The sequence below is a fragment of the Oceanibacterium hippocampi genome (genome assembly GCF_900172325.1).
Lineage (GTDB): Bacteria > Pseudomonadota > Alphaproteobacteria > Sneathiellales > Sneathiellaceae > Oceanibacterium > Oceanibacterium hippocampi.
This window is the reverse complement of sequence record NZ_FWFR01000007.1, coordinates 1-12,543: the sequence shown is the minus strand read 5'-3', so window position 1 is coordinate 12,543 and position 12,543 is coordinate 1. Positions and strand designations below refer to the sequence as shown.

Genomic DNA, 12,543 nt, shown 5'->3' with positions numbered 1-12,543 from the left:
AATCTCGACGCCTGAATAAGCCACGGAAATCCTGATCGTCCATCTCGGGATCCGGCCACGAAAAGAGGAAGAAACTCGATGCGCGAACGTCTCGGCGAGATCTATCTGAAAACGGGATTCATCTGGCTCCTGGTCGGCATGACCTTCGGCGCCTGGCTGGGGGCAACCGAGAACCTGCAATATTCCAACCCGCACGCGCACGCCAACCTTGTCGGCTTCGTGCTTTCCGCGCTGTTCGGGTTGATAGTGATCGTCCTGCCGGCGCTCCGCGAGTCCCGGCTCGCGGTCGCGCAATACTGGATCTACCAGATCGGCGCGGTTGTCCTGGTCGTTGGCAAGATACTGGTCAGCAACGATCCGACCGACATGGCCGTCGTCGCTATCGGCAGCCTCATCGTGCTGGTCGGCACGCTGATGTTCGCCTTCATGCTGTTCACCATGAAGCGGCCCGCGACCGCGCGCTGAGTCCCGCCGACCGTCGAAGGCCGCGAATGCCGCCTCGCGGTTTCCCTGCCGGGTGCCGCGGCGCCTGTCAGACCGCGCCGCCGAGCAGGACGACACCTGCCGCCGAAATCGCCGCGCCGCCAAGGCGGGCGAATGCGCGGGCGCGGGCCCCGTTCACGCGGGCCGTGAGGTAACCGGTGAAAAGACCGGCACCGTGCAGCGCCAGCGTGGCAAGCAGGAAGCCGAGGGCGTAGCCGGACAGGGTGGCGCCAGACGGGATCTCGGCGCCGTGCGCGTGGCCGTGAAAGGCCGCGAAGACCGCTGCCAGGACCGCGGCGAGCGCTGTCGGCACGGTCCGGCCGAAGGCCACCAGGGCGCCGAAGACGACGACGGAGAGCGCGATCCCGAGTTCGACCGCCGGCAGGACGAGGCCGAGGCCGGCGAGCGCCGCGGCGGTCGCCATCGTCGCGAGGAAGGCAAGCGGCAGGGCCCAAAGCGCCCGCCCGCCGAGATGCCAGGCGAACAGCCCGACGCCGGTCATGGCGAGGAGATGGTCGAGACCGCCGAGCGGATGGACGAAGCCCTGCGCGAAGCTGGCCGCAACGCCGGCCGCGGAATGGGCTTCGGCTGTCGTGGCAGCGCAAACCGCCAGTACGAGGATTGTGAGAAAACGCATGTCGCCTCCTGCAGATTAGCTTTTCGAACGCTGCCGCGATCGAGCTTATTGCAGTGCAACATGAAGGGCAACGACGATGACGGCCCCAAGGCTCGGGCTTCCGGCAACGTCAACCACCGGGCGCGAGGCGCCGAACGCTCAGCCGGTGGCGGCCCGTGGCCGGTGCCCCGCGGCGCGTTCGGAAAGAAGCCAGCCGCGTGCGTCCTCGACCGTTTCGAAGACCCGGTACTCGGCGCCGAGCCCGGCCGAATGGGCGATTGCGCCGTACATCCGGTAGAGCGCCGGGGCGAAGCCGCTGCCGACATGCACGGTTCGCCGCCCGCTTCGCCGCCCGGTGATCCGGCGTGCCAGTCGGGCGATCCGGTGGAAGCCCTCCGTCTCGATGCCCGAGACCGAGGCGCCGCTCATGTCCCAGATGACGTCCAGGTTGCGGGCCTTCGGATAATTGGTCCGGATCGCGTAGACGATATCCTCTTCGACGATCTCGCCGGTCATGGCGATGACCATGATGTGTTCGCGATGCTCGGTCGAGACGGTAATGCGCCCTGGCATGAACAACTCCGGGCGTTTTCCCCGCCGACAGACAGGAGCCGGCATTGACGGGCACGCCAATGGTTCCAGAGTGAACAGGGACGGTTAAGAAAGTGTTCAACTATATGGCCAAAGATCGCATTGAAATCCGCAAACGCATTTTGTCACAAGTATTAATGGATCGCCCTGAAACAACATGCCTAGTGATCTGCCACTATAACAACTTCGGGATCCGCAAATATATTGGTGTGTGGTCGTTAAATCACGTAGACGGCTATCGAACCGGCTAGAATGGAATCAGTCGATGAAAATTGCCACGATACTGAAATTGTCTTCCGGGCCTCGCGCGCTGACAAGATCGACGATGTCTCGGACTGCCTCAGATGGTTCACGTGAACGGACAGAAATGTCACGGATTTCCCGCAGGTAGACTTTCGAATGAATTCCATCAGACATAACGAACATCCGATCCCCCGACAATATTTCCTGTTGCCCAATATCAACTCGGGGGGAATCGGAAATCCCCAAGGCACTTTCAAGAACATTTTTTCGAGGGTAATTTGAGAATTCTTGACGGGTAATTACCCCTAAATCGAAAAGTCTCTGAGCCTCAGTATGATCTACTGTCAAGCGTCGTATACCATTATGCCTCTGCAATACAATACGCGTGTCGCCACAATGCACGAAATCCACGCGGCCATCGCCGCAAACAGCAGCAGATAATGTCGTGGCCATCCCCCGAAATTCGGGATTAGCTTCTTGCTCTCGACGGATAGCGCCGTTTATGGCGAACGCTATGTTCTTGATGTCAAAATCAGCGCCTCGGCCTATAGCGGATCCGAACATACGAATGGATAAATCAGCGGCTTGTTGGCCTCCTTGATAGCCGCCCAATCCATCGGCAATAGCGACCGCAAGTTTATCTTCTCCTTCGCGCCACACCCCGATTGCGTCTTCATTGACAGTGCGCGGACCAGCCTCAGATGCAGTTGCGTATTTGAACCTCATCGGCAGATTTCTGCGAGAGTATGTTGAAGGACCGGGTGCAACTTCGTTCGATTGACGCCAATAGACGCTTCTAAATGACTGATTGACCGGCATACTTTTTCTGGAGCCGCACGAAATTCGATTGCGACGCGCTTCGCCAATGAATTGTCCATCGCAAAGCCACACAATCTATGAAACTTCTCCTCCACATACCAACGGTTGTGCGAAGTTCCTAATTCCAACAGGGACATCAATGCGTCAGATTTCGCCTCAAATGAACCGAAATTTACAAATATTTCTAGAATATTCGCAAGAGAATCGCATCTGTTGAAATTAAATGAAGTACGATGAACCCACTGCGCGTAAGTTATAGCTAGGCGATCTGCGAGATCTTTCCAATTTTCATAAAGGTGGATAATTTGATCAAACTGTAGGCGCGTCAATACATCATCGGCACTCGTTTGCCCTTCGTTATCTTCAACGAAAGTAACGAGCGCTTGCCAAGAGGTAACGTCTAAGAGCTCTCCAGTGGCCAACTTACCTGAAAACTCGATAGGGACAGCTGTTGTAACTGGAGGCAATCCCGCCGAGACTGTCATTATTGCATCTAGCACAGAGCGGACTGAACCAAATCGTCGAGCCGGATCACTTCGCGTACAGTTTCGAAGAATTGCGCCGTAGAGGCCTTCTTCTCTAATTTCGTTGCAGGGAATTCTGGGGGCAGTTCCAACCATCTCGTGCAAAATGCAACCTAGAGAGTATATATCCGACTGCGGTGAGGCTCGCCGCAGATCGGATGTGATTTCAGGAGCAGTGTAGTAATCAGTCCCTTTAGCCATTCCTGTTACAGTAAGAACAGACACTCGGGTCTCGTTCATAGCAATCAAGCCAAAATCACTAACCGCATAATGATATTCTTTTCCACTGGGACCGATAAACTCGTATTTTAGAACGTTTTGTGGTTTCAGATCACGATGATAAATTCCTGCGCTGTGCAGTTCATCTAATGCCGACACGATATCACTAATTGCAGAAATCCAATTTCCGTATAGAAATTTATCCTTCGAAATTTCATCTTGCAGGCTACATATTGCAGGGGGCATCAGATAAAAGGGCGGATCTGCGTTCAAGTCTGAATACAATACCGGAACAATGTTGCGATTATTAATTCCAGACTGAATTTTTACTTCTCGAGAGAATCGTCTTTTTACGTTTTCAATCACTTGATAATTTAGCGTTTGTGAAACAGAAAAAGTCTTCCTTGCATACTGGTTCGATTGGTCGTCCTGAACGAGATCAACCACCCCAAAGCCGCCGCTGCCAAGTCCTCGAATGTAACTAAGATTCATTGCTGGCCCTCAATACGGTCGAAAAATGGTGACCCCGGCAGGATTCGAACCTGCGACCACAAGATTAGAAGTCTCGATGATTGTCGTTTGTCAACACATTGAGTTCAAAGAACATTTCGGCAACTACCCATCTAATTCATTGTTGACAAAGGGAAATCGCATTGCGCGCAAAGGAAATCTGATACATATTAGATGCAGCAGAGGACACCAAACGACGTGCACATGGCGTGCACATGTGCAAGGGGTATCCGGAATGCCGCACCTGACGAAAGAACTCATCGAGCGCCTGCCGCCGCCCGCTAAGGGCTACAGATTGACCTACGACGACGACGCGACGACTCCGGGATTCGGCATCCGGGTGACGGCGACCGGCGTCCGGTCATTCATCCTCACCTATCGCACCAAGACGGGACGGCAGAGCCGAGCGACCATAGGGCGGTTCGGGCCTGCCCCGTTGCTGTCTGTCGCGGCGGCACGGCGCGAGGCTCGCGACATGTTGGCAGCGATCCGGGGCGGCGCAGACCCTGTTGTCGATGCTCGAAAGGCCCGTGACGAGGCCACACAGAAGCGGGCGGAGGAACGCGGCGCGAAGACTGTCGCCGACCTGTGCGACGATTATGTCGAGAACCACCTTCCCGACAAACGACCCGCCAGCGCCGAGGACGACCGGCGAATGATCCGCGACCACATCAAGCCGCATCTCGGCAACATGAAGGCGCGAGACATTCGCAAGGACGACATTAACCGTCTGCTGCGGAAGATCCGTGACGACGGAAAGCCGGTGCGGGCCAATCGCGTACGGTCGCTGCTTTCAACGATTTTCAACCGGGAAGTGGGCGAAAGCGTCGATCACAATCCCGTTAAAGGAGCCATCAAGAATCGGGAAGAGGGCCGCAAGCGTTACGTAACGCGAGAGGAACTGCCGCGCCTGCTCGCAGCCATCGCCGCACACCGAAACAAGACTGCTGGTGCCATTCTCAGATTGCTTCTCTACACGGGCGCGCGAAAGGGCGAGACATGCGCCGCGAAGTGGTCAGACTTCGACCTCGACGCCGGCCTCTGGATCAAGCCGGGTTCAACTACGAAGCAGAAGACCGAACACCGGGCCAACCTACCGCCGGGTGCAGTCGCCATGCTGCGCGGACTTCCCCGCGTGTCCGAGTATGTCTTCCCGTCGCCGCGCCGACCCGGGCAACCCTTCCGGGAGCTTAAGAAGCCCTGGGCGGAGATCTGCGAGGCAGCCGAAATCGAAGACCTGCGCATCCATGACCTGCGCCACACTGTGGCATCACTGCTGGCCGATGCCGGATACGGCCTTGGCGATATCGGGGCAATTCTGGGCCACGCATCGCAGGCGACGACGGAAAGATACAGACACATCTTCAAGGAACGCGAACGGGCAGCGGCGGATTCCGTGGGATCGATCATCGACAGCGCAGCCGGAAAGCCGAGCCTTACCCTTATCGACGGAGGCGCGTGATGGACGACAAGTCGAAAATCGCCCAAGTCGTTGCCAGACTGGACGAATACAACTTGTCGAAAACCCGCAAGAAGGTCTTCGACTTCAGCAGGGATGCGGCCATAACGGCATCGACAATGCTTGACGAGACGTCTGAAAGGTCGGGGGCGGGTCCGCGAAATCGCCATCTTGGCACGCGTCCCGACAGGGCCGAATATCTAGCCGAGGCACAACGCTTGGCCGACGAATACTTCCTTCGGCACCCGGAACGCGGCGCGAAGGCTGCGGCTGAATGGCTTGTAAATACCAACCAACTGGCCAACTTCAAGACGAAATTCGAGCCCGGACACCTTCGGAAATTTCTCACCAAGAAAGTTGGATCCTAGCCGTAAGGGACATATCGAGCCTGAATTACCTTTCGCGAAGCCGGATGAATTCTTCACTCCGAGCGATGCGAAAGGAATTTGAAATGCCCGATACTGCTACCCACAAATCTGACCTCCTGTCGGACTATCTGAGCCGCGAAGAACTTGCCGAGGAACTCGGGGTTACTGTTCGCACCATCGCCAACTGGCAGCATTTCCGTGTCGGGCCTCCGTTCTGTCGCGTCGGGCAGCGGGTGCTATTCCTTCGCGCCGATGTTGCCGACTGGATCAAGAGCACGAAGACGGAGCCGCTCGGCTACAAGGCCCGCTAATGGTCGAGGAAGGGGCAACGCCGGCCGCTGCCGAACTGGCGCGGCATGGCATCACCGGGCGCGCGATCATATCAGCCTATGACCGGCTGCACGCGGTCCCGGTGATCGCTGCATCAATTCTTCTCGACGGCGACACGTTCATCGAAGACCGCACCGGCTTCGCGGCATGGGTGACGCCGGTGACCTTAGGTGGGGTGACCGTGGACCGCATTGCGTTTCGGCCTACCCGACCTGCTCAATGGTGGAGCGAGCGCGGGGCGGCGATCCTTGGCGAAGACGCCGCGATTTCCGCCGCACTGTCAGAAATGTCGATAAGACTATTTCGCACACCCCTTGCGTGGCTCTGCGCCGGGTGTGACGGAGCCGTGATCCTAGGCAACATGTGGCCGCTGTCCCTCCGGGCGGAGATCGTCCCAGAAGACCGCGACCACGCCCGCGACATCGCGGCACTCCATCGTCGCAACTTGACGCCCCGGCTGGCGTTGCGGGCGGCTGCATGAACGAGACGAGAAAGATTCCATTCCCCCTCGACATCACCGCGCCTGTCACGCTCCAGGGGCAGCCCGTCCCTGAGCGCGAGTGGATCGTTCCGGGGTGGATCCCGTCGCGGTCTGTCACCATGATCGGCGGCGACGGCGGCCAGGGGAAGACACTGCTGGCGCAGCAGCTGATGACCGCGTGCGCCATCGGGCAGCCGTGGCTGGGCGTCGAGACGACGCCCTGCCGCGCTTTCGGTCTGTTCGCCGAAGATGAGACGGCCGAACTTCACCACCGGCAGGCCGCGATCAATGCGGCCTACGGCGTCGATTTCCGCGACCTCGAACGTATGGAATGGACGTCGCGCGTCGGCCTCGACAATTCGTTAGGCCACTTCGATCAATTTGAGCGGTTCACGGAATCGGCCCTACTCGGCCAGCTGCATGCACAGTTGGCGGGCGGCGACGTTCGGCTCTGCGTCCTTGATAGCCTGCACGACCTTTTTACCGGCTCGGAGAACAGTCGGACACAGGCGCGGGCGTTCATCGGGGCGCTTCGCTGTCTGGCGACGGAGATGAACGGGGCTATCGTTCTGACCGCGCACCCGTCGCGGGCCGGCATGGCGGACGGCAGCGGATATTCAGGCTCGACGGCCTGGAACGGCGCGGTCAGGTCGCGGCTCTACCTAAAAGGCGTCGAGGGCGCGAAGGATCGCCGCAAGCTCACTCGCCAGAAGTCCAACTACGCGCCGGCGGGCGAGGTGATCGACCTGCGCTTCAAGGACGGCATTCTCGCGCCCCTGGTAGGGGCTCAGGGCGTTGTGGCGTCGATCCGGAGGGGTACAGCCCGAAATGCCTTCATGGCCTGCCTGTGGGCTCTGATGGCTCAAGGACGGGATGTCTCGGAATCCTCCAACGCGTCGAATTTCGCACCCCGCGTCATGGCATCGATGGCCGACGCCGAGGGCTACGCGGTCGGCGAACTTCTCCGGGCGATGAATGAGGCCTTCGACGCTGGCGACATCCGGCTCGAACCAGTCGGACCACCATCCCGGAACCGGCGCGTCATCCGGCCGACAGATGGTTGATTCCCTGCCCTACCCGGTCCCTACCCGGTCCTACTTGGTTCCTCGTAAGTCTTTGATTTCATTAGGTGTACGCGGTGTTCCTGCTCGGTTGTCCGGTGTCTTGTAACCCATTGATATCATTGACGGGTGTGTCGGTGTTCGGTGTCCTCTACTACGTAGGGGACCAGCCGCCTTTCAGCGGCGGCCTGTCCAAGGGTCTACAGACCCGGAATGGCGGACAGACTTTCGGGACAATTTGTCCCACTATTATTCCTTCGCGCGTCATACAGAGCCTGCTTTTCGTCACAACTTGCGACGTTATTCCGGGCGTTTACTGCCCGCGCCCCGTCCGGGTGGAACGGCGGCCGGGCACCATCCGACCCCATGATTGACAATCTCGGGGTTTTTGCACCGAAATACTTGCAAAACTGCGGATTATCCGATACCATCATTAGTGAAGTACACACTGTGTACGCATCCGGGCGGCGTTACGGCGCTTAACGGTACCCACCAGTCGGCGAGACGCTGGCATCATCACAGACATCAGCGACGGCGAGATGCTGGCGCGCCGGGAACGGGCAGCCCTTTGCAGATCCTTTCTGCTGCCCGGCCCGTGCTCTTCGAGAGGAAGCGATATGAGCTATCGAATTGTCGACGCTGCCGGAGCCAAGACCGAGGACGAATTCCGCGAGATTGCAGTTTTCGGCGGCGTGCCCGACTGGCTCGTGCCCCCGGAGGATTTCGGCGGCACGGCCTTCGAGTCCGGCCCGAAGCATACGGGGACATCCGCCATCGTCCGGGTCCGGGACCATTGGCGCAATTTCAACAAGCGCGTCACCGAGTTGAACAAGGACGATGGCTTGACCGCTATCGGCCGGCATCGCGAGATCGTGAAGATTGCCGGTGCGACCCGCTCCGAAATGGAACATACGCGCCACCTCGCCGGCCGACTGGCACGACAGGTACAGGCGATGCGGGAGCGTGGGCAGGAGGGGCCGAAAGATCCGATCATGCGCCTGCTGCGCGAACTCCGGGAACAGGACATTCGCCGCACGATCACTGCGGCGGACATCGCCGGCGTTATCGCCAATGCGAAGCTGGCTGATGACTACGAGACGCTTTCCGCAGTGGTTCGCGCTCCGGCAACGTGGGAGCCGCTGAAGGGCGCCGATCCCGAGAAGCTGAAGGAGATCCGCGAACTTGTTTTGTTCGACGGCGATGCCGATGCCTTCAGTGAGTTTGCCGAGTTGTCACGCATAGCGGCCGACGTTGAGAACTCCATCCGCCTTGTCGAGAGCGAGATAACCGACGCCCTGGGCGATGGCGCGCCGCTGGTGAAGATCGGCATGCAGGACGACAACACCGAACAGGCCGCGTCGGCCTAGCTGGAAAGCGGCCGGCATCCCGGCCCTAAAGACCCATGAGCACCACCCGACACTTCAAGATATTCGCTTTCGACGGCAAGACGACCGTCCTCAAGACCTCGACCGCCATGCCCGCCACCATCCCGGCCAACGCAAAAGTCTTTGCCGTCCAGGTAGTCGGCACCGGCCCGACCGCCGGCGCGCTATCCCACATGTCGCATTTCCTGGCGAACCACGGCGAGGCCATCGACTATGACAGGAGCGGCTTCAGCGGCACCGCCGGGACCGTCACCGGGCGAGCGAAAACGGTCTGACGGCGTGGCGTCGAACTCCTGCAAGGTCTGCCATCACGCGGATCGAGCGCGCATCGAACTGATGCTTGCGCGTGCAGTGCCCTTGCGCGTGATTGAAGAACGTTTTCCTGGCTGTTTCTCGCTGGCGGCACTGTCGCGCCATCGCGCCCGGCATATGCCACCGGCCATCAAGGCGGCGTTGATTGCAGACCGGAGGCCGTCCGACCTCGACCTTGAGAAGCTGCGCCGGGACGAGGGCGAAGGACTGCTCCAGAGCCTCGTGGCTTACCGGGGGCACATGGTCGCAATCGTCAACCAGTGCACCGACGACGGCGACTACCGGCTGGCAGCCGTTTTCTATGACAAGTTGATGCGCGCATGGGAACTGGAGGCAAAGTTCCTGGGTGAGCTTCAGACCGCCGCGCAGCATATCCACCAGAGCCTCATCATCGCGCCTGAGTATCTTGAGCTTCGCGTGAATCTCGTGCGTGCCCTTGAGCCGTATCCCGAGGCCCGGCAAGCCGTTGCAAACCTTCTGACACAAGCCGAAGACGCGGCGCAGAGGGGCGTGATCGATGCTTGCGAGTGACATTGCCCGTGCTCTGGACGCTGGTGCTATCATGCGCGAAGCCGGCATGCCGCCTGACCCGTGGCAGTCGGACGTTCTGAACAGCACCGCCAAGCGGCAGCTGCTTCTATGTTGCCGCCAGTCGGGCAAGAGCACCGTGTCCGCGGCAAAGGGGCTCCAGAAGGCTCTTTACCTTCCGAACAGCCTGACCCTCTTGCTGTCGCCGTCCCTGCGGCAGTCCGGGGAACTGTTCCTGAAGACAATGCAGACCTACAACGCCTTGCATGACGTGCCGCCGGTCGCTCGCGAATCGGCCCTACGGGTGGAGTTCGCGAACGGCTCCCGGATTGTCTCGCTGCCCGGAAGTGACGACACCGTGCGCGGCTATTCTGCGCCGGCCCTCGTGATCGCCGATGAAGCGGCCTTCTGCTCCGAGGCGCTGATATCCGCCGTCGTCCCCATGCTCGCCGTAAGTGACGGGGAGTTGATTGCAGTGTCTACACCGAACGGCCGGCAGGGATGGTTCTACGAGGCTTGGACCGGCGACGACGATTGGAAGCGCACTGAAATCACCTGGAAACAGTGCCCGCGCATCAAGCCTGAATTCGTTGAAATGTATAAGAAAATGCGGGGCGAACTGATTTGCCGGCAGGAGTTTGATTGCGAGTTTCTGGATACCGACGAGAGCGTGTTCCCGACCGCGATCATCGACGCGGCATTCTCTGCCGATGTGGTGCCGCTATGGCAGTGACGCACGAGACAGACTTCGCGGATCCCAAGACGCATCGGGTTGCCGCGCTCCGCCGTTTCGTCGTCGGCGTTGACCTTGGCCAGTCCGTCGATCCGACCGCGATTGCAATTATCGAGCACATCACCGAGGGCACCGGAAAATGCGAGTACAGGCCGGACAAGTCACGTTGGGAGATCGGCATCGAGCGGCAGGAGCTTCGCCACCTCGAACGGCTTCCCCTCGGCAAGAGCTATCCCGAGATAGTCGACTACACGGCTCTGCTGATGCAGCGCCCGCCCCTTGTCGGCAATGCCTCGCTTGTCATTGACCAGTCGGGAGTCGGGCGGCCGGTCTTCGACCTCTTCAAGAAAATCGGTGTGCCGGCTGTCGGCGTTACCATCACGGCCGGAGAGTCGTCCATGAAGGTCGCGGACGATCAATGGCGGGCAAGTAAGACCGAGTTGATCTCGACCCTTGAGGCCCGTCTGCATGTCGGTGCGTTGAAGATCGCATCCGGGCTCAGTGAGGCATCGGTGCTGGCCGCAGAGATGAAGGACTTCCGGCGTCACGTAACGGCCGCCGGGCGTGCGACGTTTTCCGCTCGTGTCGGCGCTCATGACGACCTTGTGCTCGCGGCCGCGATTTCCCTCTGGTACGGCCAACGGAAGCAATATCGCGTCGGCGTCGGCCGGATTGCGGGGCTCTGATGGCCCGGAAGAGCGCGCAATCCCAGATCGAGGAAATCAGGAAGCAGACGACGCAAAACGGATTGGTAGATAGTCTCAACGAGCATCTCCTTGCGAACGCGCGCTATGCCTGCCGATTGATCGCGCCTTAGCGCGACGACTGCCATCATGAACGCTAAACTTCAAGCCTGGATGGGCTAGCGCCGCGGGAGCGACACCAATTGTCGGACGACGACCGAACCCAGAACAAGGCTAGCTTTTAAGCGCGGACTCGTAGGGGAGCCGGTTACATGACGTCGCCGTTTATTCAGGACTTCACAAGATAGATAAATGGGACGGAGACAGTGTCGCTATCCCCAACTTCATCGTCGCGCAAACCAGATCAGCCGTCGAATACGATCTCTGAAAACCCGCAAAATCAAGGCACTGAAGGTTGGGTTTCTCGACTTCCTTGCGTCCGCGACTAACGACTGAACTTCTTTTTGGATCTCGGCCAACCGCCGCTCGGCGGATTCAACCGTCATCGGCTCGTTCCCACGGTTCGGTTCGAACGGTTTCGCGATAGAACGCGTTCCCGATCGTGATCTCAGTCGCTTGTTTCCATCTTTCCTTTGATGCCGGAGAGGTTTTGTCCCAAACCCGCACATAGAAGACACAACTATAAGGGCGAATCCGCCTGTCTTCCTTGCCCATCCGCCGGATCGGACGCATCACTTCCCTGAACTCGGGGTCTGACACTGGGCGAAGGAAAATGCCCTCACCGATTGGAAGCCCGGCCCGCTCCTTAGCGTATCGCTCGGGGGGGATTCGGTCCCTGACAACAATATGATTGTCGAACACCGCAACATCAAACAAGGGAACGGCTCTTTCGATGCGCCTACCGTCGTCCGCCTCTATCTCGTCGTACCAGCAAGGCGGATCGATACCTTTGGAGTTCGCCACTGCATCAAGACGAGCGAGTTCCTTCTTGAGTTCGGCGACCTGCAAGTCCAGTTCCGCTATCTTGGAGGTCGTTTCCTTCTCCTCGGTTTTCGCAAGTGCGTTACTACGTAGTTCTTCCATACTCAGGTTCGCCTCGCGACCGATCTCTGGAGTTCCCCCGGTTTCGTGGACACAATCCGAGTTGTGAGAGGAGAGTGTCATCATGCCGAGAACGAGGAACCCTTACCCGCCTGAGTTCAGGGAACAGCTTGTTGCCCTGGCGCGAGTCGGGCGC

The 12,543-nt window shown here is 59.2% G+C and carries 16 protein-coding genes; 11 read left to right on the top strand and 5 right to left on the bottom strand.

What is annotated here, in order from left to right:
• The first annotated feature begins 15 nt into the window (after window positions 1-15).
• Window positions 16-465, top strand: a complete 450-nt coding sequence (locus tag OCH7691_RS21795) for a DUF8744 domain-containing protein (protein ID WP_503125010.1) — start codon at window positions 16-18, stop codon at window positions 463-465.
• A gap of 67 nt (window positions 466-532) precedes the next feature.
• On the opposite strand, the gene OCH7691_RS21790 is transcribed toward OCH7691_RS21795, so the two are convergent.
• The 4 genes from OCH7691_RS21790 to OCH7691_RS21775 all read right to left on the bottom strand — a co-directional run bounded on the left by OCH7691_RS21790 (window position 533) and on the right by OCH7691_RS21775 (window position 3,987).
• Window positions 533-1,120: a HupE/UreJ family protein gene (locus OCH7691_RS21790; RefSeq protein WP_085885737.1), complete on the bottom strand. Its 588-nt coding sequence runs from the start codon at window positions 1,118-1,120 to the stop codon at window positions 533-535.
• Window positions 1,121-1,258: 138 nt separating this feature from the next.
• On the bottom strand, window positions 1,259-1,672 hold the full coding sequence (locus OCH7691_RS21785; protein WP_139839855.1) for an STAS domain-containing protein: 414 nt from the start codon (window positions 1,670-1,672) through the stop codon (window positions 1,259-1,261).
• Window positions 1,673-1,948: 276 nt separating this feature from the next.
• Entirely contained in the window at window positions 1,949-2,659 is a 711-nt protein-coding gene (locus OCH7691_RS21780) for a PP2C family protein-serine/threonine phosphatase (protein WP_176245204.1), read from the bottom strand.
• The gene (locus tag OCH7691_RS21775; RefSeq protein WP_085885768.1) at window positions 2,656-3,987 is read right to left on the bottom strand and encodes a serine/threonine-protein kinase; all 1,332 of its coding nucleotides are present in this window, start codon (window positions 3,985-3,987) and stop codon (window positions 2,656-2,658) included. Before OCH7691_RS21775 ends, OCH7691_RS21780 begins: the two co-directional genes overlap by 4 nt.
• A 253-nt stretch (window positions 3,988-4,240) precedes the next feature.
• Here OCH7691_RS21775 and OCH7691_RS21765 point away from each other — a divergent pair, with 253 nt between their 5' ends.
• The 10 genes from OCH7691_RS21765 (at window position 4,241) to OCH7691_RS21720 (ending at window position 11,348) form a co-directional block, all read left to right on the top strand.
• Complete coding sequence (locus OCH7691_RS21765; RefSeq protein WP_176245203.1) at window positions 4,241-5,467, top strand: tyrosine-type recombinase/integrase; 1,227 nt, start codon at window positions 4,241-4,243, stop codon at window positions 5,465-5,467.
• The gene (locus OCH7691_RS21760) at window positions 5,467-5,832 is read left to right on the top strand and encodes a hypothetical protein (RefSeq protein ID WP_085885733.1); all 366 of its coding nucleotides are present in this window, start codon (window positions 5,467-5,469) and stop codon (window positions 5,830-5,832) included. The genes OCH7691_RS21765 and OCH7691_RS21760 overlap by 1 nt, the downstream gene beginning before the upstream one ends.
• A gap of 83 nt (window positions 5,833-5,915) precedes the next feature.
• Window positions 5,916-6,143 carry a helix-turn-helix transcriptional regulator gene (locus OCH7691_RS21755; RefSeq protein WP_085885732.1) on the top strand — a complete coding sequence of 76 codons (228 nt, stop codon included), beginning with the start codon at window positions 5,916-5,918 and terminating at the stop codon, window positions 6,141-6,143.
• A complete protein-coding gene (locus tag OCH7691_RS21750; protein ID WP_085885731.1) occupies window positions 6,143-6,643 on the top strand; it encodes a hypothetical protein in 501 nt (166 codons plus the stop codon). The genes OCH7691_RS21755 and OCH7691_RS21750 overlap by 1 nt, the downstream gene beginning before the upstream one ends.
• Complete coding sequence (locus OCH7691_RS21745) at window positions 6,640-7,707, top strand: AAA family ATPase (protein ID WP_085885730.1); 1,068 nt, start codon at window positions 6,640-6,642, stop codon at window positions 7,705-7,707. The genes OCH7691_RS21750 and OCH7691_RS21745 overlap by 4 nt, the downstream gene beginning before the upstream one ends.
• 614 nt (window positions 7,708-8,321) lie before the next feature.
• Window positions 8,322-9,071, top strand: coding sequence for a hypothetical protein (locus tag OCH7691_RS21740; protein WP_085885729.1), 750 nt, complete (start codon window positions 8,322-8,324; stop codon window positions 9,069-9,071).
• Window positions 9,072-9,106: 35 nt separating this feature from the next.
• Entirely contained in the window at window positions 9,107-9,364 is a 258-nt protein-coding gene (locus OCH7691_RS21735) for a hypothetical protein (protein WP_085885728.1), read from the top strand.
• A gap of 4 nt (window positions 9,365-9,368) precedes the next feature.
• On the top strand, window positions 9,369-9,932 hold the full coding sequence (locus tag OCH7691_RS21730) for a hypothetical protein (RefSeq protein WP_139839854.1): 564 nt from the start codon (window positions 9,369-9,371) through the stop codon (window positions 9,930-9,932).
• Window positions 9,919-10,662 carry a terminase large subunit domain-containing protein gene (locus tag OCH7691_RS21725; RefSeq protein WP_085885726.1) on the top strand — a complete coding sequence of 248 codons (744 nt, stop codon included), beginning with the start codon at window positions 9,919-9,921 and terminating at the stop codon, window positions 10,660-10,662. Before OCH7691_RS21730 ends, OCH7691_RS21725 begins: the two co-directional genes overlap by 14 nt.
• Window positions 10,653-11,348 carry a hypothetical protein gene (locus OCH7691_RS21720; RefSeq protein WP_217808194.1) on the top strand — a complete coding sequence of 232 codons (696 nt, stop codon included), beginning with the start codon at window positions 10,653-10,655 and terminating at the stop codon, window positions 11,346-11,348. Before OCH7691_RS21725 ends, OCH7691_RS21720 begins: the two co-directional genes overlap by 10 nt.
• Window positions 11,349-11,840: 492 nt before the next feature.
• Here the strand turns inward: OCH7691_RS21720 and OCH7691_RS21715 are convergent, their stop codons facing one another.
• On the bottom strand, window positions 11,841-12,389 hold the full coding sequence (locus tag OCH7691_RS21715) for a hypothetical protein (protein ID WP_085885725.1): 549 nt from the start codon (window positions 12,387-12,389) through the stop codon (window positions 11,841-11,843).
• Window positions 12,390-12,543 lie beyond the last annotated feature (154 nt).